Source organism: Xanthomonas indica (genome assembly GCF_040529045.1).
Lineage (GTDB): Bacteria > Pseudomonadota > Gammaproteobacteria > Xanthomonadales > Xanthomonadaceae > Xanthomonas_A > Xanthomonas_A indica.
On the sequence record NZ_CP131914.1, the window covers coordinates 4,530,211 to 4,553,283 of the forward strand.

The following is a 23,073-nucleotide window of genomic DNA, read 5'->3' on the forward strand; positions in this document are numbered from 1 at the left end:
TGGCTCAATACTCCACTGTCGCGACATCGTCGAAGCCGAAAGGCGTTCCGGCCGTCACCTGCATCACCACGGCCAGCACCCGTTCGCCGGCCGCCGGCGGCAGCCGCAGGGACAGCGACTGCCCCGCCGCTACGTCGGCCACCCGCTGCCGGTCCAGATATACCTGCACCGCGCCGGTCGCGCGGCCGAGCCGCAGCCGGCCACCACGCTGCTGGATCCCGGCCCAGGGCGTGAACGCGGCCCGGTACAGCACATAGCCGTCGCGCTCGGCGCGCGTCTCCAGGTTGCCCGGCTGGCAGAAGCTCCAACTGTTGTTGTCGTTGGGCGCGCGCGGCAGCGCCGGGTCGGGCGGGGTGGCGAACGGCAGCGTGTGCCGCCAGCCGCCCACCACCATCGCCGCGGCAGCCGGCGGCAACGACAACGGCGGCGCCGCCGCGTCCAGCGTGATATTTGCCTGCGCCGCACGCAGGCCAGGCGCGCGTGCCACGATGCGCAGCCGGCGGCGATCGCTGCCGGCCTCGACAATGGCCTGCGCCAGGCCGTTGAACAGCTGCACCTGCGGCACGTTGTCGGGCGCATGCCGGTTCGGGTCGCCATTGCCGACGCCGAGCAGGCGCCCGCCTTCGACCTGCAGCGCGATCTGCGCATCGGCGAACGGCACATGGCGGCCCTGCGCATCCACCGCCTCCAGGGTGATCGGTTGCGCGTCGCGGCCATCGCCGCGCATGCGCGGGCGGTCCGGGGTCAGCCGCAGCGCGACCGGCGCGCCGACCGTCTGCACCCGCTGCCGCGCGACTTCGCGCCCGTCGCGATACGCCACCGCTTCCAGCACGCCGGGCGCGTACACGACCTGCCAGGTGTTCATCGCGATCCGGTCCACCGCCTGCCGCCCCTGCGAGCGGCCGTTGAGCCACAGCTCCACCTGCTGCGCGTTGCAGAACGCCATCACCTTGATCGGCGTGCCCTCGCGGCCCGGCCAGTTCCAGTGCGGCAGCAGCTGCAGCACCGGCGCCTCGTCGATCCACTGCGCCTGGCGCAGCCAGTAGGCGCCCTTGGGGAAGCCGCACAGGTCCATGATGCCGAAGAACGAGGACACCGATGGCCATTCGAACGGCGTCGGCTCGCCGCGATAGTCGAAGCCGGTCCAGACGAAGCCGCCGGCCAGGTAGGGCCGCTCGTCGATCAATTTCCAGGACGTGCGATGCGTGTTGCCCCAGGGCGCAGCGACCGAATCGTCCTCGGCGATGACGTGCGCCTCCATGTCGGTGAACCAGGCGCCGCGGGTCTGGAACGCGCTGGTGTCCTCGCTGGACAGCAGCGGCGTGTGCGGCATCGCCGCATGCACCCGGTCGTAGTTGAACTGGCGGTAGTTGAAGCCGACCACGTCCACCGCATGGGACGCGTTGCGCTGGGTCAGCATGCCGTCGTTCATCGCCGCGGTCACCGGGCGGCTGTCGTCGAGTTCACGCACCAGCGCCACCGCGCGACGCACCATTTCGTAACCGGCGACGGTGCCCTGCATCGGCTCCTCGTTGAACACCGACCACAGGAACACGCAGGCGCGGTTGCGGTCGCGGCGCACCAGCCAGCGCAGTTGCGCGGCGTAGTCGGGTGCTGGATTGAACACGCGGTTCTCGGCCATCACCAGCATGCCCAGGCGATCGCACACGTCGAGCAGTTCGGCGGCCACCGCGTGGTGCAGGCGGATCGCGTTGCAGCCCAGCGCCTTGAGCCGGCGGATGCGGAAGTCCAGCAGGCTGTCCGGCACCGCCACACCGACCCCGGCATGGTCCTGGTGCAGGCAGGCGCCCTTGATCTTGAGCGGCCGCTCGTTGAGGAAGAAGCCCTGCTGCGCATCGAAGCGCAGCGTGCGAAAGCCGATCGCGCACTCGCGGCGGTCGCGCTCGCGGCCTGCGCTGCGCAGCACCGTCGCGAGCCGGTACAGGTGTGGCGCGGCCACGTCCCAGCGCTGCGGCTGACGGACCTGCAACACGACCTGGGCCTCCACTTGCGCCAGCGCGCCGGCCTGCAGCGCGCTGCTGCCTTGCGCCACCACCGTGCCTCGGGCGTCGTACAGGGTCGCCTCCAGCAGTGCCGCATCGGCGTGCTCACCGACGTTGGCGACGGTGACCGTCACCGGCAGCGTCCAGCGATCGTCGGCCCCGGCACGTGGCACCGCATGCACGCCGTCGCCGACGATATGCAGCGCATCGCGCACCGCCAGCCAGGTATGCCGGTAGAGCCCGGCACCTTCGTACCACCAGCCGTCCATCGCCTCGGCGTCCACGCGCACCGCGATCGTGTTCAGATCCTGGCCGTAGCGCGCGATCGCGGTCATGTCGATGGCGATGCCGTCGTAGCCGCTCCAGCTGCGCGCCATCAGCAGGCCGTTGACCCACACCGTGGCGCGGCTGGCGATGCCGTCCAGGCGCAGTTCCAGCGCCTTGCCGCGCTGCGCCTCGTCCAGCCGCAGGCTGCGCCGGTACCAGGCGATGCCGCGGCGGCGATAGCCCTGCGCCACGTTGGCACTGGCCTCGATCGGCTGCTCGATCGCGAAATCGTGCGGCAGCCGCAGTTGCCGCCATTGGCTGTCGTCGAAATCGCCGGCGGCCGCACCCCAGGCCTTGCCGGCCTTGGCGTTGTCGTAGCTCGCGTCCTGCCCGATGATCGGCGGAAACGGGATGTCGCCCTCGTGGAAACGCCAGCCCTCGTCCAGGCAGAACAGGCCGGGATCGGCCGCCAGGGTCACCCCCGGCACGGCCGCCAGCGCGGCGGTACCGGCGCCGGCGGGGCCGGTGGATGCCGCCGGGCCGGCGCGGCTGCCGCGTGGCAGCGCCAGCAGCAGGCCGGCGCCGGCGCTGCCGGCCAGGAAGGTTCTTCGTTGCATGCGCTTGTCCTCATCGGAACGACCGCCCGGCGCCACCGCGGCGCCGGGCCAGGGTCGCGCTAGCCCGCAGGCGCGTGCGCCGCCCTCACAGGATGTCCCACTGCATCGACACGTAGAAGCTGCGGCCGGTGACCCCGGTCATCTGCCAACGGCTGCTGATGTCCTTGTACGCCTCTTCCTTCTTGTTGGTCAGGTTGAGCGCGCCGAGCTGGAAGCTGAGCGTGTCGGTGGCCTGGTAGCCGAGCACCGCGTCGACCTGGGTGCGCGCCTTCATCGTGTGACCTTCGCGGGCGAAGAAGCTGTCGCTGCTGTCCTGCTCGTACTCGCTGCGGTGGTTCAGCGACACGCGCGCGGAGAACATCGCGTTCTCCCAGTAGCCGGTGGCGTTCCAGGTCTTCTCCGACAGGTTGCGGATCTTGAAGTCGGTGTCGCGCTGCGGGATCACCCGGGTGAAGTTGGCGGTCAGGCCGAAGCCCTGGATCGGCAGCCATGCATCGAAGGATTGCGTCCAGCCCAGTTCGTAGCCCTTGATCTTGACCTTGCTGGGATCGTTGCGGGTGGCGGTGATCTCGTAGATGTTGCCGCCACCGTCCACGCAGTCGCCGGCGCCATTGGTGGACAGCGCCGTGCCGTTGAACGTGGCCGGGCAGACGATGCTGTTGAAGGTGCCGTTCTTGACGTTCTTCCAGAAGCCGGCCAGGGTCAGCCCGCCGCCCTGCCCGTAGTACCACTCCAGGCTGAGGTCGGCCTGGTCGGCGGTCAGCGCCTTCAGATCGGTCTGGCCCAGCGCCACGTCGTAGGTGGTGGTGCCGCCGGTGTTGCTGCCGGAGGAGATGGTGGTGGCGATGGCGGTGTTGCTGTCCAGGATCGGCCGCACCAGCACCTTGCCGGCGGCAAAGCGCAGCAGCAGGTCCTCGCGCATGTCCAGCACCAGGTTCAGGCTGGGCAGCCAGTTGTGGTAGTCGTACGGGGCGCGCTCGGTGCCGACCACCTCGTTGGCGTCCTCGCTGTACTGCGAGGCGGTGGTCAGGTAGGTGTCGGTGGTGCGCTTGGTGTTCTCGTAGCGCACGCCGACGTTGCCGCGCAGGCGCATGCTGCCGAGGTCGGTGTCGATCTTCGCCAACGCGTAAGCGGAGAAGATGTCGTTGCGGATGTGGTAGCTGGCCTGCGGCGCGAACAGCACCGGCACGGTGATGCCGGAGGCGGCCAGGGCCCGGGCGTAGGCGTACACGTCCGGCGCCACCCAGTCGCTCTGCGAGGCCAGGTTGCCGTCGAGGAAGTTGCTGACGTTGGAACTGGCCGCCGACAGCTCCGGGAACATGTCGTAGCCGGACACCGCGCCGGAGTTGATCAGGTACAGGAAGTCGCGGCGCCAGACGTTGCGGTCGAAAGTCTCGCGGCGGAACTTGGTGCCGACCTTGACCGCATCGAGGAAACCGTTGCCGACGTAACGCTCCGCATCGAACTGCAGCGACCATTCCTTGTTGCGCAGCGCGTTGATCGCGCCGTTGGGGTATTCGTCGCGCACCAGGTTGGCCTTGTTCCAGGCGCTGGCGTCGGTGGCGTCGGCGTCCGTGGTCAGCGAGATCGCGCCGGGGTTGGACATGTCGAACAGCGTCGCGGTCGGCTTGCGGCCGAGGATCGCCGCGCGCTCGTCCTCGTCGGTCTTGCCCTCGGTGTAGTTGGCCACGCCGCTGAAGGTCCACGCGTCGCCCTTCCAGCGCGCGTCCCAGGTCAGCAGTTGCGAGCTCAGGTCGTGGCGCTCGAGCTGGCGGTTGTTCTCCAGCCAGTAGTTGGAGGCCGACACCTTGGTCGCAGTCAGGCCGTCGGTCTGCAGCACGCTCAGGTAATTGCGATCGAAGGAGTAGACCAACTGGTTCATGTCGTTGTCGGTCTTGTCCTGCGAATACAGCGCGGTCAGATTCATCTCCAGCCGGTCGTTGGGTTTCCACTGCAGCCCGGCGGTGAGCATCTTGCGGTCGGTCTCGCGCTCGATCGAGCGATAGCGCGGACGGCGCGGGATGTACAGGGTGCCGTCGTCGGTGGCCTGGGTGTACCAGCGGTCGATCCACAGGTAGTCGGCACGGTCCTTGAGCTTCTGGTAGCCGGCGTTGACGAACACGCCCAGTTCGCCGCCGTCGGCGAGATGGAACTGGTCGATGTAGGTCAGCACGCCCTTCGGCGTCGGTGCGCCGCCGGCGAATTCGGCGTACTGCTCCTTGGCCGAGAAGATCAGCTTGCGCGCCTTGTAGTCCAGCGGTTTGGTGGTCTCGATGTTGACCGTGCCCGAGAGCCCGCCGGCATCCATGTCCGCCGACGGCGACTTGATCACCTGGATCGCCGCAGCCACTTCCGGCTGGATGATGTCGTAACGGAAGCCGTCGGTGAAATCGGCGCTCTTGATGGTCTGGCCGTTGATGGTGGTGGCCGAATACTGCGGGCCCAGGCCGCGGATGCTGATGGTCGACCCGCGCCCGTTGATGGTGGAGATCTGCACGCCGGGAATGCGCTGGATCGCCTCGGCGATGTTCTCGGCCGGGAACTTGCCGATGTCCTCCGAGGAGATGCCGTCGGTCATGCGTGCGTCGGTGCGCTTGTTGTCCAGCGCGGTGATCAGGCTCTTCTGGTAGGAACTGGTGACGGTCACCGTATCGAGCTGGGAGACCGCGTCGGATGCGGGCGCTTCCTGCGCCTGCGCAGCGGCGCTGAGCAGGCCGAGCGCGATGGCGCTGGCCAGGGCGGACAGGGGACAACAATGCGAACGGGAGCGGGCGACATGTGGCATTGGGCTATCCTGGTTGATGGCGGATCGGCACGACGACGGCTGACATCCAGGGCGGCGATCGGCAGGCAGCACCCTCCATCGCGCCCCACGCGACGCGCAGGGCGATGCCGTCCGTGCGGACACGGAGCCAATGGAGCGTTCCGACTGTTTCCTGCGCCCGGTCTTGCGGGAGGCGCGTCCCCGTCCCTTCCCCGGAACGGGCGACTGCATGGTGCGGCTGGAGGAATCTGGCCCGAATTGGCAAGGACCAATTCCAGGCGCTTCGATTCTTATGGTCTTAGAAAGATTGTGTCAACGCCGTGCCGCACGAAATCGCACAATGACCCCTGGACTTGCGCGCGTATTCCGATAAATCGCTTATTTATCAATTGCATGCGCCGACAAAATATTTCCGGCGCGGCGTTTTCCACGCATCGTTGTCACGATACCTATGCCGCACCAATTGTGACAACGAGACCAATTTGTGCGACGCGGCATAACCGCACTGCATTCTCATTTGCGCACGGCCACGCATTGTTCCAGCCTCTTATGCAACTGATTGATAAATCTACATCCCCACCCCACCACAACGTCCTTTCCGGGATCCAGTGCCGAGATTGAGCGGCAAAACCAGAACCAGACAAATTTTCTTGCCAAGGCTTGACATCGTTGTCATAGCCTCGTAAGAATCGGCGCACACGGGGGTGTAGCCGCGCATGTGCGGCGCGAAAGCGGGCCAAGGGAGGCATGTGATCGCAATGATCCGTTCGCACGCATCCCGTGTCGCACGCGGCACGTCGTGGCACTCCGAAGGACGGCGTCGCGCCCTGCCCGGCGCGAGGTCGCCGGCGCACGCCGCGCCCGGTGCCCTGCCACCGTTCCCGCGGCGTCCCGCCATCGGGGCGTGGTCCGATCACCCGCAATGGGCAGCCTCGCCGGCGCACCTCCTCGATTCACGCGATATCGCCGTGCACGCGCCGAGGCCGCTCGCGCCTGCGCGTGCGCACGACACCGTCAGCACCCGTCGTCCCGTGCAGCGCAGGACGGCCTCCAGGTTCCGCATCACCCGGCACTCCAGCCCGTATCCGCACCCCAGGCAGTAAGACAACAGGCAACCCCGGCACGCGGCCCGACGTCCGCGCAATCGCGTTGATCCATTGAATGATGAGGGAGAGACATCATGCAATACCGCCATTCCGCCCTGTCGGCGGCCATCGCCGCCAGCGTCCTCGCCTTCGCCGCGCAGGCGCAGCAGGCCGACTCCGCCGCCACCGACCTGGACGCGGTCCAGGTGGTCGGCATCCGCGCCAGCCTGGAGAAGTCGCTGGACACCAAGCGCAACAACGTCACCGTGTCCGAGGCGATCACCGCCGAGGACATCGGCAAGTTTCCCAGCACCAACGTCGCCGAGGCGTTCGCGCAGATCCCCGGCGTCACCATCGACCGCCGTTTCGGCCAGGGTGAGCGGGTCAGCATCGACGGCACCGATCCCAGCCTCAACCTGTCGTTCCTGGACGGGCACCCGGTGGCGCAGGCGATCTGGCTGTACGGCGAGCAGCCCAACCGCGGCTTCGACTACACCCTGCTGTCGCCGCAGATCCTGGGCCGCGCGGAGATCGTCAAATCCACCGAGGCGCGGCTGACCGAAGGCAGCCTCGGCGGCACCGTGCTGATGCACAGCCGCCAGCCGCTGGACCTGAAGGCCAACGAGATCGCGGGCTCGGTGGGCTACAGCTACAGCCAGCAGGCCAGCGAGGGCAAGCCGAACGCGTCGCTGCTGTACAGCTGGAAGAATCCGCAGGAGACCTTCGGTATTGCGGTCTCCGCGCAGCACTACGAGGAACGCGTCGATCGCCAGGGCCTGGAAGTGTTCGGCTACGCCAAGGCCGGCACCTTCGCCAACGCCACCGGCGTGCCCGCCGATGCGGACGTGCCCAACTCGATCAACGCCGCCTGGTTCCAGCAGGACCGCAAGCGCGACAGCGCGGTGCTCAACCTGCAGCTCAAGCCCAGCGACGCGCTGGAGTTTAACCTCAGCGGCCTGTACATCAAGGAAGACTTCGACAACTACAACCAGTCGATGTACAGCTTCCTGACCTGGAACCCGGGCACCGTCGCCGCGGTCGACGCGCTGGGCGACGTGCGCAACGGCGTGGTCAACAGCGGCCACTCCAGCGCCAACGCCAGTGCGGGTGGCGGCACAGTGATCTACGACAACAACGTGCGCCAGTCGCAGGTGACCACCAAGGGCCTGGACCTGCGCGGTGCTTACCGCGGCGAACGCTGGACCTTGCGCGGCCAGGTCGGCCAGAGCAAGTCCGACAACGATCACCTGCCGCAGTACTTCCTCGAGCCGTTCTACAACGGCGGCTTCCGCTGGGATCTGGACCGCGGCATCCGCTTCGACGATCCGGCGGCCGCGCGCAATCCGGCCAACTGGGGCTCGGCCGGCGGCTGGATCGGCAACAACGGTGTCTTCTCCACCCAGAGCAAGGACCGCTACGGCCAGCTCGATCTGGACCTGCAGTTCGACGGCGTGTTCAACCAGCTGCTGGCCGGCGTGCGCCAGGGCAAGCACGACGAGGACTTCGCGCTCAACGTGTACGGTGGCGTCACCCCCGGCACGCTGGCCGACATCGGCACCATCGGCCTGACCGACATCCGCGGGTTCTACCCCGACCAGGGCCAGCACGTGCAGGCCGGGCGCGGCAACGTGATCGACTGGATCCGCAACAGCCCGGTCGACTACGCCAACCCGGACCCGTCCAGCTACCTCAACAATACCTGGGCGCTACAGCAGACCAACAACGCCGCCTACGTGCAGCTGAACTTCTCCAACGCCGGCCTGCGCGGCAACCTCGGCCTGCGCTACGTGCGTTCCAAGACCGAGGGCAGCGGCTTCGTCTACAGCGGCACGCCGACCCTGCAGGACCTGGACAGCAAGTGGCAGACGCGCACGCAGACCGAGCACTTCCTGCTGCCGTCGCTGAACCTGGCCTACGACACCGACAACGACTGGGTGTTCCGTTTCGGCGCCGGCAAGGTGATCGCCTGGGCGCCGTACAACCAGATGGTCAACAACACCTTCCTCAACGACACCACGCTCACCGGCAGCGGCGGCAATGCCGAGCTCTCGCCGTACGAATCGTGGAACTTCAACCTCTCGGCCGAGTACTACTTCGCGCCGCAGGCGGTGGTGGCCTGGTCGATCTTCTACAAGAAGATCGACAACTACATCGACACCTCGGCCACCATCGAGCGCCAGTACAACGCGATCCGCGACACCTCGCCGCAGACCTGGGCGCAGATGCTCGGCAGCAACGGCTGCACCGCCGACGGCTATTGCGACTACAGCATCCAGCGCCCGCGCAACGCCGGCGACGGCAAGGTCAAGGGCTTCACCCTGGCGTACCAGCAGCCGTTCGGCGAGAGCGGCTTCGGCCTGTCCGCCAACTACACCTACGCCAGCGGCGAGAACAACAGCGGCAACCCGCTGCCCTACCAGTCGCGCAACAGCGTCGCCTTCAGTCCGTACTACGAGAAGGGGCCGTGGAACGCGCGGATCAGCCTGAACTGGCGCGACAGCTATCTGGCCGGCGGCTACGTCGCCGGCGCCGCGCCGGCCAGCGTCGACGACTACACCGACCTGGGCGCCAGCGTGGGCTACGCGATCAACGCGCAATGGTCGCTGCAACTGGACGCGCAGAACCTGCTGGACGAGGAGTACCTACAGTACCTGGGCGACAAGGACCACCCGGCCGGGCGTTACCACAACGGCCGCCGCTACATGGCGACGCTGCACTTCAAGTTTTGAGCGCATCGCCACGCCTGCGCTGCGGCAATGCCGCGGCGCAGGCGCGCGCGCGCACGTGGAAGCAGCGCCGGCGTGCGATCGCCGGCGCATGCAAGAACGTCCGTCAGCGCGGGAACTGCACGTGCCCGTCGGCGAAGTACACGCCCTTGTCGCCCTGGCTGGGCAGCGCGCCGAGGGTATCGGTGACCACCTGGCCGCGAATGTCGGTGAGGCGGATCTCCAGCAGTTGCGCGCCCATCTGCTCGCCGACGAAATGGTTGTACGCGGTCTTGGGCAGGCTGACCCAGTCGCCGTTCTTCTTGTATTCGAACTTCACCACCGGATAGCGGTGGTTGCGCACCTGGATCGCCGCCCAGTACTGCGAGCTGCCCTCCTTGATCCGGTACACCACGTTGCCGGCGACCGGCGCGGCCACCACCTGCCAGCGGATCGGGATGCGCCCAGCACTGGTGTCGCCGATCGCGGCGAACGCATTGGGCGACAGATCCAGCCCGCAGTCGGCGCCATCCGGATACAGGTCGGTGACGTACACGGTGACCGTGCCGCGTGGCCCCTGCACCTGCAGGTAGGCACCGGCCAGTGCCGCCTGGATTCCGCCGTAATTAAGCTGCTTCGGGTTCAGCGCAGTGATCGTCGCGGTCGGGTCGATGGGATCCAGCAACAACGCGCCCCCGGAATAGCCGGAGCTGGTGTAGGTGGCGGTGCCGCTGCAGACATCGTTCCAGGCGGCGCTGGCCGGTGCCGCGCCGATCGCCAGGCACAGCGCGGCGAACAGGCCGGCGCCGCGCGCGGCACGGGTGGAGTGGCGTGCTTGCATGCGTGTTCTCCTGCACAGGCGCGCGGAGTCGCCGCGCGGCGACCGGGCAGCCTGCCCGGCGCCGGCACTCTAGGACGCCGCGCGCCTGCCGCGCCTTGCGCGCGGTCGGGAATTCCACGACTTGGCCGACGCCGTAGACCGCGCCACCACGTCGCTCAGCGACGGCGCAGGTTGCCGCGCTCCAGCCGCCACAGCAGGTCGCGCCACGGCGTGGCCGCGGTGGCCATGCCCGCCGCCACGCCCAAGGCATCGGCCAATGCATCCAGCGGATCGGCCGCGCGCGTGGTGGTCCACGCCCCTTGCGCGAACTCGATGCCCACGCCCAGCGCCAGCAGGCCCAGCGCGGCCCAGCGCCAGGCGCGCGGCCCGGCATAGATCTGCACCGCCGCAGCCGACAGCAGCAGGTAGGCGATGAAGTGCTCGGCCTTGTCGCTGTCGGGCAGGTCCGACAACTCCGGCGGGTGCGGCATCATGCACACGTAGATCAGCACCACGATGCCCAGCCACCACAGCCCCAGCCACAGCCACGGCCAGCGGAAGGCGCGCACTGCCGCCATCACAGCCGCCAGGTCAGGTCGCCGGACAGGAACGCCGGTGCCAGCGAGACGTCGCGCTCGAAACCCATCACCTGGAAACGCTCGCCCATCTCGCTGGGCAGGGTCAGCTGCTTCACCTGCTGGCGCAGGCGCAGCCGCGCGGCCTCGTCGCCGCGCGCCTCGGCCTCGGCCAGCAGCGCGTCGAGACCGTTGCCGAGCAGGAAGCTGGCCTGATTGCAGTACCCGGCCAGGTCGAAGCCGGCGCCGGTGCCGGCCTCGGCCAGCGCAGTGAAGTCCACCGACGCGGTCAGGTCCTGCAGGCCCGGCCAGCGGTAGGGATCGGCATGCGTGCGATGCCGGTAGAACGCGCGCAAGGTGCCGTCGTCGCGCTCGGGCAGATAGAACTCGCGGCGCGGATAGCCGTAGTCCACGAACAGCATCGCGCCGCTGCGCAGGCCGCCGGCCACCGCCTGGATCCAGTACGGCAACTGCGGCAGCAGCTCGGAGCGGTAGCCATCGGCGAACGGCGCCTGCAGATAGCGCTCGATGTGCCGCACCGCCGCCGCCAGCAGCGGATCGGCCGGCTGTTCGCCACGGCGGAAGCGGCCCTCGCCGTCCAGGGTCACGGTCTCCTCGAACACCTCGCCGTCGCGCAGCGCGAAGCGCGGCGTCGGCAGGGCGTCGATCACCTCGTTGGCGAACAGCACGCCGTTCCAGTCGTCGTCGAACGGCCGGTCCAGCCACTCCACCAGGTCGAACACCGGCGGGATCAGCGCACGCGCCAGGCGCTCGCGCTGGCGTTCGCGCAGATCGGCGCTGGGCTCCAGGATCGCGTAGCGCTCGGGCAGCGCATCCAGCGCCAGCAGGCGCTTGAGCATGACCTCGGCGAAGGCGCCGCTGCCGCCGCCCACTTCCAGCATGCGCGCCTGCGGCCCGAGTTGCTGCAAGACCGGCGCCAGCGCATTGGACACGGTCGCGGCAAACAACGGCCCCAACTCCGGCGCGGTGACGAAATCGCCCTCCTCGCCGAACTTGCTGCTGCCGGCGCTGTAGTAACCGAGACCTGGCGCGTACAGCGCCAGCTCCATGAAGCGCGAGAACGGAATCGCCCCGCCGGCGGCGGCGATCTCGGCGCGCATGTGCGCGGCCAGGCGATCGCTATGGGCCAGTGCGATGGCATCGGGCGAAGGAAGGTCGGTGGGCATGCGGCGCCGGATTGCGTGGACAATGCACAGCATAGCCGAGCACGGAACCCGTACATGACCCAGACCAAAGTCGCCCTGATCACCGGCAGCGCGCGGCGCATCGGCGCCGGCATCGCCCGGCGCCTGCACGCGGCCGGCTACGCTGTCGCCTTGCATGCGCATACCTCGCAGGCCGAGCTGCAGGCGCTGGCGCAGGAACTGGAGGTTATGCGCGCCGGCAGCACGCTGACCCTGCAGGCCGATCTGCGCGACACCGCGCAGTTACCGGACCTGGTGGCGCAGTGCGTGGCGCGTTTCGGCCGGCTCGACGCGCTGGTCAACAACGCCTCCAACTTCTATCCCACGCCGTTGCACGAGGCGACGCCGGCGCAGTGGGACGACCTGTTCGCGGTCAACGCGCGCGCGCCGCTGTTCCTGGCGCAGGCCGCAGCCACGCAACTGCGCCAGCATGGCGGCGCGATCGTCAACCTCACCGACCTGCACGCCGAACAACCGCTGCGCGCGCATCCGCTGTACAGCGCGGCCAAGGCCGCCCTGGCGATGCTGACCCGCTCGCTGGCGCTGGAACTGGCACCGCAGGTGCGGGTCAACGCCATCGCTCCCGGCGCGATCCTGTGGCCCGACGCGGGCAAGGACGCGGCCGCGCAGCAGGCCCTGCTGGCACGCACGCCGCTGGCGCGCACCGGCCAGGTCGAGGAAATCGCCGAGGCCGTGCGCTGGCTGCTCGACGATGCCAGTTTCGTCACCGGGCAGACCGTGCGGGTGGACGGCGGGCGCGGGCTGATGTGAGGCCGGGATTGGGGAGTCGGGATTGGGGATTCGCTTCAGGCAGCAGCAACAGCGAGACCTCATCGGGTAAGCGCAGCGACGTTTCAAGCGGGCGCTATCGGACCGCTGCAATCCGCTTTTGCGAATCCCCAATCCCGACTCCCCAATCCCGGCTACTCAACCAACTCGACCACCTCGAACGCCTTGCCATGCTCGGCATGCGCCTGCCATAGCGCGCCCAGGGATTGGCCGCTGACCGGGTCGACGAAGTCGGCGGCGATGTCGGCCAGCGGCTTGAGGACGAAGGCGTGGCGCAGTTCCGGGCGCGGGATGCGCAACTTGCCGGGTCCCTCGACGATGCGGTCGCCGTAGAACACCACGTCGATGTCCAGGGTGCGGTCGCTGAAACGCGGGCCGCTGCGGTCGCGGCCATGCGCGTCCTCCAGCGCATGCAGCCAGTCGTCCAGCGGCGCCAGCTCCCAGTCGGTCTGCAGCGCCGCGGCGTTGTTCAGGAACGCCGGCCCGTCGAAACCGACCGCCGCGGTGCGATAGGTCGGCGACACGGCGATCGCGCCGAACTGCCGGCGCAGCGCCGCGATCGCCGCGGCCAGGTGGTGATGCGGGCGCAGATTGCTGCCCAGGCTCAGAAGCACGGTGGTCATGCGCTATTCGCGCATGCCGCGGCGGCGAGCGTCAACGGTAGCCAAGCCCGAGCCCCCCGCATAGAATCGGAACGTACCTGGTTTTTCGGCAGCGCCATGACATATTGCGTCGGCATCGAAGTGGACGAAGGCCTGGTCTTCGCCGCTGACACCCGCACCAACGCCTCGCTGGACGACGTCCGCGTGCACCGCAAGCTGCACGTGTTCGAGTATCCGGGCCAGGCGGTGTTCGCACTGATGTCGGCCGGCAACCTGGCGACCACGCAGCTGACCCTCTCGCGCCTGCAGCGCGACGCCGACGATCCCGAGGCGCCGCGCAGTCTGCGCAGCTTCCGTCACCTGTTCGAGGTCGCCGAGTACGTCGGCGAGGTGCTGGCCTCCAGCCAGATCAAGCTCTCCGAGCAATCCCAGCACAGCGGCGTCAACGTGCAGTCGACGCTGATCCTGGGCGGGCAGATCGCCGGCGAACGGCCCGGGCTGTACATGATCTACCCGCTCGGCAACGCCATCGCCACCTCGCCGGAGACGCCGTACCTGCAGATCGGCGAATCCAAGTACGGCAAGCCGATCCTGGACCGCATCATCCGCTCGGAGATGCAACTGGAAGACGCCGCGCGCACCGCGCTGGTGTCGCTGGACTCGACCATCCGCTCCAACCTGTCGGTGGGCATGCCGATCGACCTGGCGCTGATCCGCCGCAACGACCTGCGCGTGACCGAGCGCATGCGCCTGGAAGCCGACACCCCGCTGTACGCCGAGATCCACGACACCTGGTCGCGCAAGCTGGAGAACGCCGTGCGCACCCTGCCGCGTTTCCCCTGGGAACCGGCCCTGGCCGCCGACCCCGACAACGAAACCCGCGACGTCCTGCCGCCCCTGCCCCCCCGCCGCGCCCCCGCCCGCCGCGACCCGGAAGACCAGTCGGCGCAGCAGTGAAAGGCTGGGATTCGGGATTCGGGATTCGGGATTGGCAAAAGCGGGTTTTTGGGAACTGACACCGCGCGCTAAGAGCATCGCTACGCTTCGCGCGCGAAGCGGAGACGGCCGTTGCTGTTACCTCCAACGAATCCCTAATCCCGATTCCCGAATCCCCGCTTCACAACGAATCTCCAATCCCCAATCTCTAATCCCGGCCCCTGACTCAGCCACTCTCAAGGGCATGCGCCACGGCGCGGAACACGCGCTGCATTTCCAGCGGCTTGCGCAGGACGTGCACGGCGATGTCGGCGGGAAAGTGGTCGCGTTCCAGGTGGGTGCCGGTGTCCTCGAGGACGATCGCCGGGCCCTGGTAGCCCAGGTCCTGCAGCGCCAGCAGCAGGCGCACCGCCGACAGCAGGATGATGTCGCTGTCGACGATCACCAGGTCCGGCAGGCCGTGCTCCTCGACGTCGCGCAGCGCCGCGGCGCCGTCGGACGCCAGCTGCGGGCGGTAGCCCTGGCTGGACAGCGCATTGCCCAGCAGCGACAGCCGCGTGGCTTCGCCGTCGACCAGCAGCACGCGCTGGCCCTTGCCCATCGGCAGCGACAGCTCCGGCTCGGTCGACGGCGCCGGCGTGCGCAGCGGCATCAGCAGTTCGAAGCAGGTGCCCTCGCCCGGCGTGCTGTCCACGCCGATCCGGCCGCCGTAGCTTTCGACGATGCGCTTGCAGGAGATCAGGCCCAGGCCGGTGCCGTCCGGCTTGGTGGTGAAGAAGGGGCTGAACAGCCGTGCCTGGATTTCCGCGTCCATGCCCATGCCGGTGTCGCGGACCAGGATGCGCACCTGCTCGCTGCCGTCGGCGCCGATCGCCGGGCTCGCCGAGAAGCTCAGCTGGCCGCCGTCGGGCATCGCCTGGATCGCGTTGAGGCCGAGGTTGAGCAGGCATTGCTGCAGCTCGGTGTAGTTGGCCTCGATCGACAGCGCCGGATCGGCCACGTTCACCTTCAGCGTCACCCGCTCCGGCAGGCTGCTCTTGAGCAGCATCTGCACCGCCTGGAGCAGTTCGGCGATGCGTACCCGCTCGCTGGGCGTGCGCGAGCCGCGCACGAACGAGAGCATCGACTCGGCCATCTCATGGCCGCGCCGGCCGCATTCGGCAATGACGTCGGCCAGATGGCGCAGTTGCGGATCGTCGCTGCGACCGACGATCAGTTCCGGCACGATCAGCAGCGGCTGCAGGATGTTGCGCAGGTCGTGGCTGAGGCCGGCGGCGAGCAGGGCCAGGCTCTCCAGCCGCTGCGCGCGCATCAGCTCGCGCTCCACCCGCTGCCGCTCGCGCTCGGTGCGGGCCTCGCGGATCGCCCGCGCCACCGCCGACGGCAGGCGGGTCGGGTTGTGCTTGATGATGTAGTCGTTGGCGCCGTCGCGCAGCGCCTCCACCGCGGTCTCCTCGCCGATGGTGCCGGAGACGAAGATGAAGGGCACCGCGTTGCCGTCCTCGCGCACCACCCGCAGCGCCTCGTGCCCGGAGAAACCGGGCATGCTCAGGTCCGACAGCACGATGTCCGGGGCGAACTCGCCAAGCGCTTCGCGCAACGTCGGTTCGCTTTCCACGCGGCGGAACGTCGCCTCCAGGCCGGCGTCCAGCAACTGGTCGGACAGTAGCTCGGCATCCTCCGGCGAATCCTCGACCATGAGGATCCGGATGGGGCCAAGCCTGGGGCCGGTGGTGGGCATGCGCGCTTACTCTTTGTCCGGCGCCTGGTTGATCAGCGCCCAGAAGGTTCCCAGCGTCTTCACCGCGGTGAAGAACTGGTCCACGTCCACCGGCTTGACCACGTAGGCGTTGACGCCCAGGTCCCAGCTGCGGGCCAGGTCGCTTTCCTCGCGCGAGGACGACAGGATCACCACCGGCAGGCGCTTGAGCGACTCGTCGCTGCGCACCAGCTTGAGCACTTCCAGGCCATCCAGGCGCGGCATCTTGATGTCCAGCAGCAGCACCGCCGGCAGGCCTTCCTCGCGATCGGCGTAGGCGCCGCGGCGCAGCAGGTAGTCCATCGCCTCGACGCCGTCCTCGACGTGCACGATGGGATTGGCCAGACGCGCGTCGCGCAATGCATCCACTGCCATCTCGGCATCGGCGGGGCTGTCTTCGGCAAGCAGAATGGTGCGGATGGCGGTCATGCAATGAACTCGGTAGAGGGCGTTTCGGGCGCCGGGGGCAAGACGAAGTGGAAGGTGGCGCCCTGGTCGGGGGCGGACTCGGCCCAGATATGGCCGCCGTGGCGGGCCAGCACGCGGCGCACGCTGGCCAGGCCGATGCCGGTACCGGAGTACTCGCTGGCCTTGTGCAGGCGCTGGAACACGCCGAACAGCTTGGCCGCGTAGGTCATGTCGAAGCCGGCGCCATTATCGCGCACGCTGAAGTGATGGCTGCCGTCCGGCTGCACCTGGTAGCCGACCTCGATCTGCGCGACCTCGCGCTTGGCGCTGTACTTGACCGCATTGCCGAGCAGGTTCAGCCACAGCTGGCGCATCATGTTCTCGTCGGCGACCAGGATCGGCAGCGGGGCGATGCTCCATTCGATGCGGTGGCCGCTGCCGCCGTGGTCGGACTGGTAATTGGCGTCGAGCACCGAGCGCGTCTCCGCCACCAGCGACTGCATGTCCACCGCCTGCAGGCGCAGCGCGCTGCGGCCCAGGCGCGAGTACACCAGCAGGTCGTCGATCAGCGAGGCCATGCGCCGCGCCGAGGTGCCGATCACCTCGAGATAGTGCCGGCTCTTCTCGTCGGCGCCGTCGCCCAGGTGGCGGGCGAGCTTGTCGGCGAAGCCGGCGACATGGCGCAGCGGCGCACGCAGATCGTGCGAGACCGAGTAGCTGAACGCCTCCAGCTCGCGATTGACCTCCGACACCTGCTCGACCTTGCCCTCCAGTTGCCGGTTCAGCTCCTGGATGCGCTGTTGCGCCGTCTTCTGCAGGGTGATGTCGCTGACCGTCATCAAGACCACTTCATCCTCGCTGTCCGGCAGCGGCATGCGCCGCGCATTCAGCAGCATGGTCCTTGGTACCCCGTCCGCGCCGAGTTGTTCGTGCTCGAAATCCCACAATTCGCGTCCGCGCAGCAGCACGTCGGCCAGCCGCTGGACGATGATCGGGTCCTGCCAGACGCCGTGGCCCACATCGGCCAGCATCTTCGGCGGATCGGCCAGGTCCATTCCGTACAGTTCGGCGAAGGCGGTGTTGTGCATCAGCATCCGCTGCCCGTTGTCGAGCAGCACGATCGGCTCGCGCACGGTCTGCAGTACCGCCGCGGCGCGGCCGTTGGCGCGCAGCATGTGGCGCTCGGCATCCAGGCGCCGGCCGATCTGCCGCTGCAACAGCCAGATCACCAGGCCCAGCAGCAGCAACTGCACCACCAGCGAGGCCCAGCTGACCATCGAGGCGACCATGCGACGCTGTTCGGCGTCGGCGGTGCGCTCGGTCAACAGTTCGTCCTCGCGGCGCTGCAGTTCGGCAATCAGGCCGCGCACCGGATTGTCGGCGGTCATGTCCTGGATCAGCGCGCGGATCCGCTCCGGATCGCGTGTCTGCGCGATCCGCTCGGCGATCAGACCGCGCCGTTCCAGCGTGCTCTGCAGACGGCCGATGCGGATCTGCTGGTCGGGGTTGTCGCGGGTCAGCTCGGCCAGGTGGGCGATGGACGGCTGCAACGACGCGCGCGCGTCCTTGAGGCGCGCGGTCAGGATCGGCGACTGCACGCCATGCGACATCGCCATCGCCGCCGACTCCATGTCGCGCATGTCCGCCTCCATCGCGTTCAGCGTGGCGGTCACCTCCTGGCTGTGGCCGACCCAGTCGGCGGCGCGCAGGGTGCTGGCATTCATCTGCCGCAGCAGCAGCGAGGGCAGGATGACGATCAGAACAACGGCCAGGGCCAGCAGCGGCAGGCGCCAGCGGTCCCAAGCATCGTGTTTGGCGATGGTCTGCATAGCGGGTGCGTCAGAAGGAGGAACGGCTGCGGCCATCGCGGGCGCGCATTGTCGCCCATCTTCCCCGGCAGCAGATGAATTATTCAGCGGAAGCGCGATACCCCGATCGCACCAACGGCATGGACTCTATCCCAGCTCGCGCGCACGCCGACGCCGGCGACCCTCGGCCGCCGGCAGGAGCGCCACGCACGCGCGGCGCTCAGGGTTGGCGCGCCGCAGAGGCGGCCGAACCGGCCTGGGTGCCGACCAGCGCCCAGGCCGGCATGCCCGCGCGGACCAGCAGGAAATCGGCATGGCTGCGCAGGCGACGGCGCTCGGACTGGCTCAGCCCCTGATCCAGCTCCTGCATCAGTGCGGAGAAGGCGGGCCAGAAACCGGCGTCGTCGTGGAAGGTGGTCAACAGCATGCTCAGCTGGGCCTCGAGCCGGCGCACCGCGGGCAGCAGCGGCGAGGGCTGCGCCGCATGGCTGGACAGCGCGGCGCCCAGCGCCTCGGCGGCTGCGGCCGCATGCCCCGCGGCCGGATGGGGTTGGGTGTCCAACATCGCGCGTGATCCGTTGACGAACATGAAGGGATGATGTCCGAACCGGTGTCAAAGCGATGCGAAATGCGATGCACGTCGCGAATTCCCGCGGTCCACCCAAAAAAAAAACGCACCCCGCAGGGTGCGCCATGGCCGGTGTCGCGGGTGGGGCGCCTCGTCGCTTCCCCACCCGCGGCCGCGGATCGCTACTTACTTCTTGGCAGCCGCGCTGACCTTCAGGTCGGTCGCATCCACCTTCTTGACCCCGTCGATCTTCTTGGCGACGGCCACGGCCTTGTCCTTCTCCGCCTTGGTCGCGACCGCGCCGGACAGCTTGACCGTGCCGTTGACGGTATCGACCTTGATCTCGGTACCCGACACGTTCTTGGTGGCCAGCAGATCGGCCTTCACCTTGGTGGTGATCCAGGTGTCGGTGACCGGCTCCTTGGAGTCGTGGCGGCCGGCGTCGTGGGCGGTCGTGTCGTGCTGCATGGTGTCCTGCTGGCCCATGGTGCCGTGGTCCTTGGCGCCGGTGGACTGGCCGGCCGCGAACGCCTGGCCTGCGCCGAACGCAAAACCGGCCACCAGGGTGGCGCCAAGCAGGGTGCGTGCATTGATCGTTTTCATCGTGTCTTCCTCCGCTGAAGGTGCGCGCAGTCTCCACCACGCCGTCGTACAGGCGGCGTGACCGCCGAATCGCCGCAGCGTGAATGCGCAATCCGCCGACATGGGCCGCGCGATACTGGATTCCCGTCGCTCTCGCCCGCGCCCATGTCCGACTTCAATCTCGCCCTGCTCGGCTTCGGCTATGTCGGCCGTACCTTCCATGCACCGCTGATCGCCCACACGCCCGGCCTGCGCCTGCACACCGTGGTCTCGCGCCAGGCCGACGCCGTGAACGCGGCCTGGCCGCAGGCGCATGTGGTTGCGGATGCGGCGCAGGCCTTCGCCGATCCGCAGATCGACGCCGTGGTGATCGCCACGCCCAATCAGACCCACGCGCCGCTGGCGCTGGCCGCGCTGGCGCAGGGCAAGCACGTGCTGGTGGACAAGCCGTTCACCGTGGACGTGGCCGAAGCGCAGCAGGTGCTCGAGCAGGCGCAGCGGGCCGGCCGCATCGTCAGCGTGTTCCAGAACCGGCGCTGGGACGGCGACTTCCTCGGTGTACGCGCGTTGCTGGAAGCCGGCACGCTGGGCGAGATCGCCGAGTTCCATTCGCACTTCGACCGCCATCGCCCGCAGGTGGGCGACCGCTGGCGCGAGCACGCCCTGCCCGGCTCCGGGCTGTGGTTCGACCTCGGGCCGCACCTGCTCGACCAGGCGCTGCAACTGTTCGGACCGCCGCAGGCGGTGCAGGCCGACCTGGCACTGCAGCGCCCCGGCGCACAGGCCGTGGACTACGTACACGCGGTCCTGCGCTATCCGCGGCTGCGGGTGGTGCTGCATGCCGGCTCGCTGGTCGCCGCGAACGGGCTGCGCTTCGCGATCCACGGCAGCGGCGGCAGCTATCTCAAGCACGGCATGGATACGCAGGAAGCGCAGTTGCGCGCGGGCGTGGCGCCGGGCGCGCCGGAGTGGGGCGAGGATCCCCTGCCCGGCCAACTGCGTCTGGTCGGCGCCGACGGCACGCATTCGGTACAGACCCTGCCGGCACACCGCGGCGATTACCGCGACTGCTATGCGGCCTTTCGCGAGGCGCTGGGCGGGCGCGGGCCTGCGCCGGTGGATGCGGCGCAGGCGCTGGCGGTGATGCGGCTGCTGGAGGCGGGCGTGCGCAGCGCCGCCTCCGGTTGCAGCGTGACGCTGGACTGAGCGTCGCGGGTCAGGCGGGACGCGTGCCGCCCGGCGCGGGCGCGTCGCCGCCCTCGTGCTTGATCGCATGGCCGCCGAACTGGTTGCGCATCGCCGCCAGCAGCTTGTCGGCGAACGAATCGTCGTCGCGCGAGCGCAGCCGTTCCAGCAGCGAGAGGGTGATCACCGGCGCCGGCACGTCCAGGTCGATCGCCTCGGCCACGGTCCAGCGGCCTTCGCCGGAATCCTGGACGTACGGCGCGATCCCGGCCAGGGTCGGATTGGCGCCCAGCGCGTCCGCGCACAGGTCCAGCAGCCACGAACGCACCACGCTGCCCTGGCGCCAGACCTCGGCGACCTGGTGCAGATCCAGCGCGAACTCCTGCTTGCGCCCCATCAGCGCGAAGCCCTCGGCGTAGGCCTGCATCATCCCGTACTCGATGCCGTTGTGGACCATCTTGGTGAAGTGGCCGGCGCCGCTCGGGCCGACATGGCCCCAGCCGGCATCGGCCGCCGGTGCCAGGGTCGCGAACACGTCGTGCAGGCGCTGCACCGCGGCGGTGTCGCCGCCGATCATCAGGCTGTAGCCCTCGCGCAGCCCCCACACGCCGCCGCTGGTGCCGCAGTCGACATAGGCGATGCCGTGCGCGGCGAGTTCGCCGGCGCGGCGCATCGAATCCTTGTAGTAGGAATTGCCGCCGTCGATCACCACGTCGCCCTTGCCCAGCAGCGGCAGCAACGCCGCCAGGGTGTCGTCGACGACCTTGCCGGCGGGCACCATCAGCCACACCGCGCGCGGCGCCGGCAGCGCCGCGATCAGCGCGGCCATGCTGTCGACCGCTTCCACCCCGCGCTGCTGCGCGGCGCTGCGCGCGGCCTCGCCCAGGTCGAAGCCGACCACGCGATGCCCGCCGCGCACCAGCCGCTCGGCCATGTTGGCGCCCATCCGGCCCAAGCCTACAAGTCCCAGTTCCATGCGTCGTTCCCGGTTCGAAAAAAGGGGGGTTAGGGTCTCACGAAGCGGCGGCGCCGACGTGACGCGCAGCTAAGGCGCCGCGGCGGCGGCCGGCACCGGCGCCTGCGCGCAATCGCGCAGCTGCAGGTCGCGCCAGCGCCGGTACAGCGTGGTGTGCAGGTTGTGCAGGGTCAGTTCGACCGCGAACGGCGTGCGCGGGTTGCGATCCAGCAGCCGCACCACGTGGTAGCCGATCGGCTTGACGCCCTTGGGATGCACGTAGACCTGAAAGCCGCGGTAGAACGGATCGTCGAGCAGGGCATCCAGTTGCGCGAGCATGGCCTGCTGCGCGGGATCCAGGCGTGCGCGCAGCGCCGGATCGCGGTCGTACAGCAGGCGCTCGAAGCGTTCGCGCCCCGGGCCGCGCAGGGCCCGCGCCAGTTCCCAGATGCGCCGGTTCTGGCCGTCGTAGTACGCGAAGCCACCGTGCGTGCGCAGCGCGGCGGCGGCCTCGGCGCTGACCGCGGCGACCACGAAGTTCTCCGCCTGGTTGTTGATGTCGTCCAGATAGCGGCGCTCGAACACGTGCACGATGTAGCCCGGCGCACCGAGGAAGGCGGCACGGCCGCGTTGCGCGGTCTTGGCCGCCTTGCCGTCGGCGAAGAAATCGCCGGCGTGCGCGCCGAGCAGGACGCTGTCGGTGTCGTGCAGGGCCAGGAAGGTGCCGATCGACAGCTCGTCGGCGCTGAACGCACGATCGAACGCGGCATCGCCATACAGTTCGCGCTGCGTGGCCAATTGCGCGACCTGCCGGCCGACGCCGCATTCCGAACGCACATGGCCGCTGTAGAACGCCTCGATCGCCTGCGCATTGCTGCCTGCCGGCCGATAGCCGCGGCCGAAGCTGCGGAAGCGCTCCCAGCCCTGCGCCTGCGCGCCGCGCAGGCCAAAGCCGATCCAGCCCAGTTGCAGCGCCGAGAAGCGATAGCCGGGATTGTCCTGCAGCCGCGTGATCGCGCGCGTCGTGGCCGCGCCCAGTTGCAGGAAATAGCCGCACTGCGTGGCTGGCGTGTCCAGCAAGGCACGCAGCGCCTGCCGCCGCTGCGCGTCGTTCCAGGTCGCCGGCAAGGCCACCTGCAGATCGCCGCGTGCTTGCGCCTCGGCCAGCGAACCGCGCTCGCACGGCGCGCCGGCCGCGATCTGCGGCTGGGCGGCGGCGGTGCTGCCGATGCGCCAGCCCAGCCGCTCCAGCAACGCGGCCAGGCAGGTCACGCTGGCCTGGTCGGCCGGCGCCGGCGCGGCGTTGGCCGCGGCACTGGCCAGCAGTGCGGCCAACAGCAGGCCGACGCCGCGACGAGGCGCAACGCGAGCGAACCTGAGTGATCGAATCATGCAGCGGGCATCGCGGGCAGGAACTCCGTCGGCCGCAGCGGCGGCGGC

At 69.0% G+C, this 23,073-nt stretch carries 16 protein-coding genes and 1 pseudogene; 4 read left to right on the forward strand and 13 right to left on the reverse strand.

The window, feature by feature from the left end; translation table 11 throughout:
• Nucleotides 1-4: 4 nt before the first annotated feature.
• Complete coding sequence (gene galA, locus Q7W82_RS19420) at nucleotides 5-2,887, reverse strand: beta-galactosidase GalA (protein ID WP_242160905.1); 2,883 nt, start codon at nucleotides 2,885-2,887, stop codon at nucleotides 5-7.
• Nucleotides 2,888-2,972: 85 nt separating this feature from the next.
• The gene (locus Q7W82_RS19425; protein WP_242160904.1) at nucleotides 2,973-5,672 is read right to left on the reverse strand and encodes a TonB-dependent receptor; all 2,700 of its coding nucleotides are present in this window, start codon (nucleotides 5,670-5,672) and stop codon (nucleotides 2,973-2,975) included.
• Between the two features lie 1,159 nt (nucleotides 5,673-6,831).
• Between Q7W82_RS19425 and Q7W82_RS19430 the strand changes: the two genes are divergently transcribed.
• Entirely contained in the window at nucleotides 6,832-9,465 is a 2,634-nt protein-coding gene (locus Q7W82_RS19430; protein ID WP_242160903.1) for a TonB-dependent receptor, read from the forward strand.
• Between the two features lie 103 nt (nucleotides 9,466-9,568).
• On the opposite strand, the pseudogene Q7W82_RS19435 reads toward Q7W82_RS19430, so the two are convergent.
• The 3 genes and pseudogenes from Q7W82_RS19435 to Q7W82_RS19445 form a co-directional block, all read right to left on the reverse strand.
• A pseudogene (locus tag Q7W82_RS19435) lies at nucleotides 9,569-10,174 on the reverse strand (expansin EXLX1 family cellulose-binding protein); the annotation flags it as partial.
• 263 nt (nucleotides 10,175-10,437) lie between these two features.
• Nucleotides 10,438-10,839, reverse strand: coding sequence for a VanZ family protein (locus Q7W82_RS19440; RefSeq protein ID WP_242160901.1), 402 nt, complete (start codon nucleotides 10,837-10,839; stop codon nucleotides 10,438-10,440).
• A complete protein-coding gene (locus Q7W82_RS19445) occupies nucleotides 10,839-12,023 on the reverse strand; it encodes an SAM-dependent methyltransferase (RefSeq protein WP_160945422.1) in 1,185 nt (394 codons plus the stop codon). Before Q7W82_RS19445 ends, Q7W82_RS19440 begins: the two co-directional genes overlap by 1 nt.
• 54 nt (nucleotides 12,024-12,077) lie before the next feature.
• Here Q7W82_RS19445 and Q7W82_RS19450 point away from each other — a divergent pair, with 54 nt between their 5' ends.
• A complete protein-coding gene (locus tag Q7W82_RS19450; protein WP_242160900.1) occupies nucleotides 12,078-12,812 on the forward strand; it encodes a pteridine reductase in 735 nt (244 codons plus the stop codon).
• Nucleotides 12,813-12,964: 152 nt separating this feature from the next.
• On the opposite strand, the gene folK is transcribed toward Q7W82_RS19450, so the two are convergent.
• Complete coding sequence (gene folK / locus Q7W82_RS19455; RefSeq protein WP_242160899.1) at nucleotides 12,965-13,453, reverse strand: 2-amino-4-hydroxy-6-hydroxymethyldihydropteridine diphosphokinase; 489 nt, start codon at nucleotides 13,451-13,453, stop codon at nucleotides 12,965-12,967.
• A 96-nt stretch (nucleotides 13,454-13,549) separates the two neighbouring features.
• Here folK and Q7W82_RS19460 point away from each other — a divergent pair, with 96 nt between their 5' ends.
• Entirely contained in the window at nucleotides 13,550-14,389 is an 840-nt protein-coding gene (locus Q7W82_RS19460; protein WP_242160898.1) for a 20S proteasome subunit A/B, read from the forward strand.
• Nucleotides 14,390-14,594: 205 nt separating this feature from the next.
• On the opposite strand, the gene Q7W82_RS19465 is transcribed toward Q7W82_RS19460, so the two are convergent.
• The 5 genes from Q7W82_RS19465 to Q7W82_RS19485 form a co-directional block, all read right to left on the reverse strand.
• Nucleotides 14,595-16,109 (reverse strand): hybrid sensor histidine kinase/response regulator, encoded by a 1,515-nt coding sequence (locus Q7W82_RS19465; RefSeq protein ID WP_242160897.1) that lies wholly within the window; start codon nucleotides 16,107-16,109, stop codon nucleotides 14,595-14,597.
• 6 nt (nucleotides 16,110-16,115) lie between these two features.
• Entirely contained in the window at nucleotides 16,116-16,556 is a 441-nt protein-coding gene (locus tag Q7W82_RS19470; RefSeq protein ID WP_242160896.1) for a response regulator, read from the reverse strand.
• A complete protein-coding gene (locus Q7W82_RS19475; RefSeq protein ID WP_242160895.1) occupies nucleotides 16,553-18,364 on the reverse strand; it encodes an ATP-binding protein in 1,812 nt (603 codons plus the stop codon). Before Q7W82_RS19475 ends, Q7W82_RS19470 begins: the two co-directional genes overlap by 4 nt.
• A 199-nt stretch (nucleotides 18,365-18,563) precedes the next feature.
• On the reverse strand, nucleotides 18,564-18,908 hold the full coding sequence (locus Q7W82_RS19480; RefSeq protein WP_242160894.1) for a hypothetical protein: 345 nt from the start codon (nucleotides 18,906-18,908) through the stop codon (nucleotides 18,564-18,566).
• Between the two features lie 189 nt (nucleotides 18,909-19,097).
• Entirely contained in the window at nucleotides 19,098-19,514 is a 417-nt protein-coding gene (locus Q7W82_RS19485) for a BON domain-containing protein (RefSeq protein WP_242160893.1), read from the reverse strand.
• A gap of 144 nt (nucleotides 19,515-19,658) precedes the next feature.
• Here Q7W82_RS19485 and Q7W82_RS19490 point away from each other — a divergent pair, with 144 nt between their 5' ends.
• Nucleotides 19,659-20,699: an oxidoreductase gene (locus tag Q7W82_RS19490; protein WP_242160892.1), complete on the forward strand. Its 1,041-nt coding sequence runs from the start codon at nucleotides 19,659-19,661 to the stop codon at nucleotides 20,697-20,699.
• A gap of 10 nt (nucleotides 20,700-20,709) precedes the next feature.
• On the opposite strand, the gene gnd is transcribed toward Q7W82_RS19490, so the two are convergent.
• Both gnd and Q7W82_RS19500 read right to left on the reverse strand, forming a co-directional pair.
• Entirely contained in the window at nucleotides 20,710-21,654 is a 945-nt protein-coding gene (gene gnd, locus Q7W82_RS19495; protein ID WP_242160891.1) for a phosphogluconate dehydrogenase (NAD(+)-dependent, decarboxylating), read from the reverse strand.
• 69 nt (nucleotides 21,655-21,723) lie between these two features.
• Nucleotides 21,724-23,025, reverse strand: coding sequence for a hypothetical protein (locus Q7W82_RS19500; protein WP_242160890.1), 1,302 nt, complete (start codon nucleotides 23,023-23,025; stop codon nucleotides 21,724-21,726).
• Between the last annotated feature and the right edge of the window lie 48 nt (nucleotides 23,026-23,073).

Excerpts from the sequence above, each read along its gene's own strand:
- Q7W82_RS19445 (WP_160945422.1), bottom strand. The coding sequence starts at position 12,023 with ATGCCCACCGACCTTCCTTCGCCCGATGCCATCGCACTGGCCCATAGC.
- Q7W82_RS19500 (WP_242160890.1), bottom strand. The coding sequence starts at position 23,025 with ATGATTCGATCACTCAGGTTCGCTCGCGTTGCGCCTCGTCGCGGCGTC.
- Q7W82_RS19460 (WP_242160898.1), top strand. The coding sequence starts at position 13,550 with ATGACATATTGCGTCGGCATCGAAGTGGACGAAGGCCTGGTCTTCGCC.
- Q7W82_RS19470 (WP_242160896.1), bottom strand. The coding sequence starts at position 16,556 with ATGACCGCCATCCGCACCATTCTGCTTGCCGAAGACAGCCCCGCCGAT.
- Q7W82_RS19425 (WP_242160904.1), bottom strand. The coding sequence starts at position 5,672 with ATGCCACATGTCGCCCGCTCCCGTTCGCATTGTTGTCCCCTGTCCGCC.
- folK (WP_242160899.1), bottom strand. The coding sequence starts at position 13,453 with ATGACCACCGTGCTTCTGAGCCTGGGCAGCAATCTGCGCCCGCATCAC.
- Q7W82_RS19430 (WP_242160903.1), top strand. The coding sequence starts at position 6,832 with ATGCAATACCGCCATTCCGCCCTGTCGGCGGCCATCGCCGCCAGCGTC.
- Q7W82_RS19440 (WP_242160901.1), bottom strand. The coding sequence starts at position 10,839 with ATGGCGGCAGTGCGCGCCTTCCGCTGGCCGTGGCTGTGGCTGGGGCTG.
- Q7W82_RS19475 (WP_242160895.1), bottom strand. The coding sequence starts at position 18,364 with ATGCAGACCATCGCCAAACACGATGCTTGGGACCGCTGGCGCCTGCCG.
- Q7W82_RS19450 (WP_242160900.1), top strand. The coding sequence starts at position 12,078 with ATGACCCAGACCAAAGTCGCCCTGATCACCGGCAGCGCGCGGCGCATC.
- Q7W82_RS19480 (WP_242160894.1), bottom strand. The coding sequence starts at position 18,908 with ATGTTGGACACCCAACCCCATCCGGCCGCGGGGCATGCGGCCGCAGCC.
- galA (WP_242160905.1), bottom strand. The coding sequence starts at position 2,887 with ATGCAACGAAGAACCTTCCTGGCCGGCAGCGCCGGCGCCGGCCTGCTG.
- Q7W82_RS19465 (WP_242160897.1), bottom strand. The coding sequence starts at position 16,109 with ATGCCCACCACCGGCCCCAGGCTTGGCCCCATCCGGATCCTCATGGTC.
- gnd (WP_242160891.1), bottom strand. The coding sequence starts at position 21,654 with ATGGAACTGGGACTTGTAGGCTTGGGCCGGATGGGCGCCAACATGGCC.
- Q7W82_RS19490 (WP_242160892.1), top strand. The coding sequence starts at position 19,659 with ATGTCCGACTTCAATCTCGCCCTGCTCGGCTTCGGCTATGTCGGCCGT.
- Q7W82_RS19485 (WP_242160893.1), bottom strand. The coding sequence starts at position 19,514 with ATGAAAACGATCAATGCACGCACCCTGCTTGGCGCCACCCTGGTGGCC.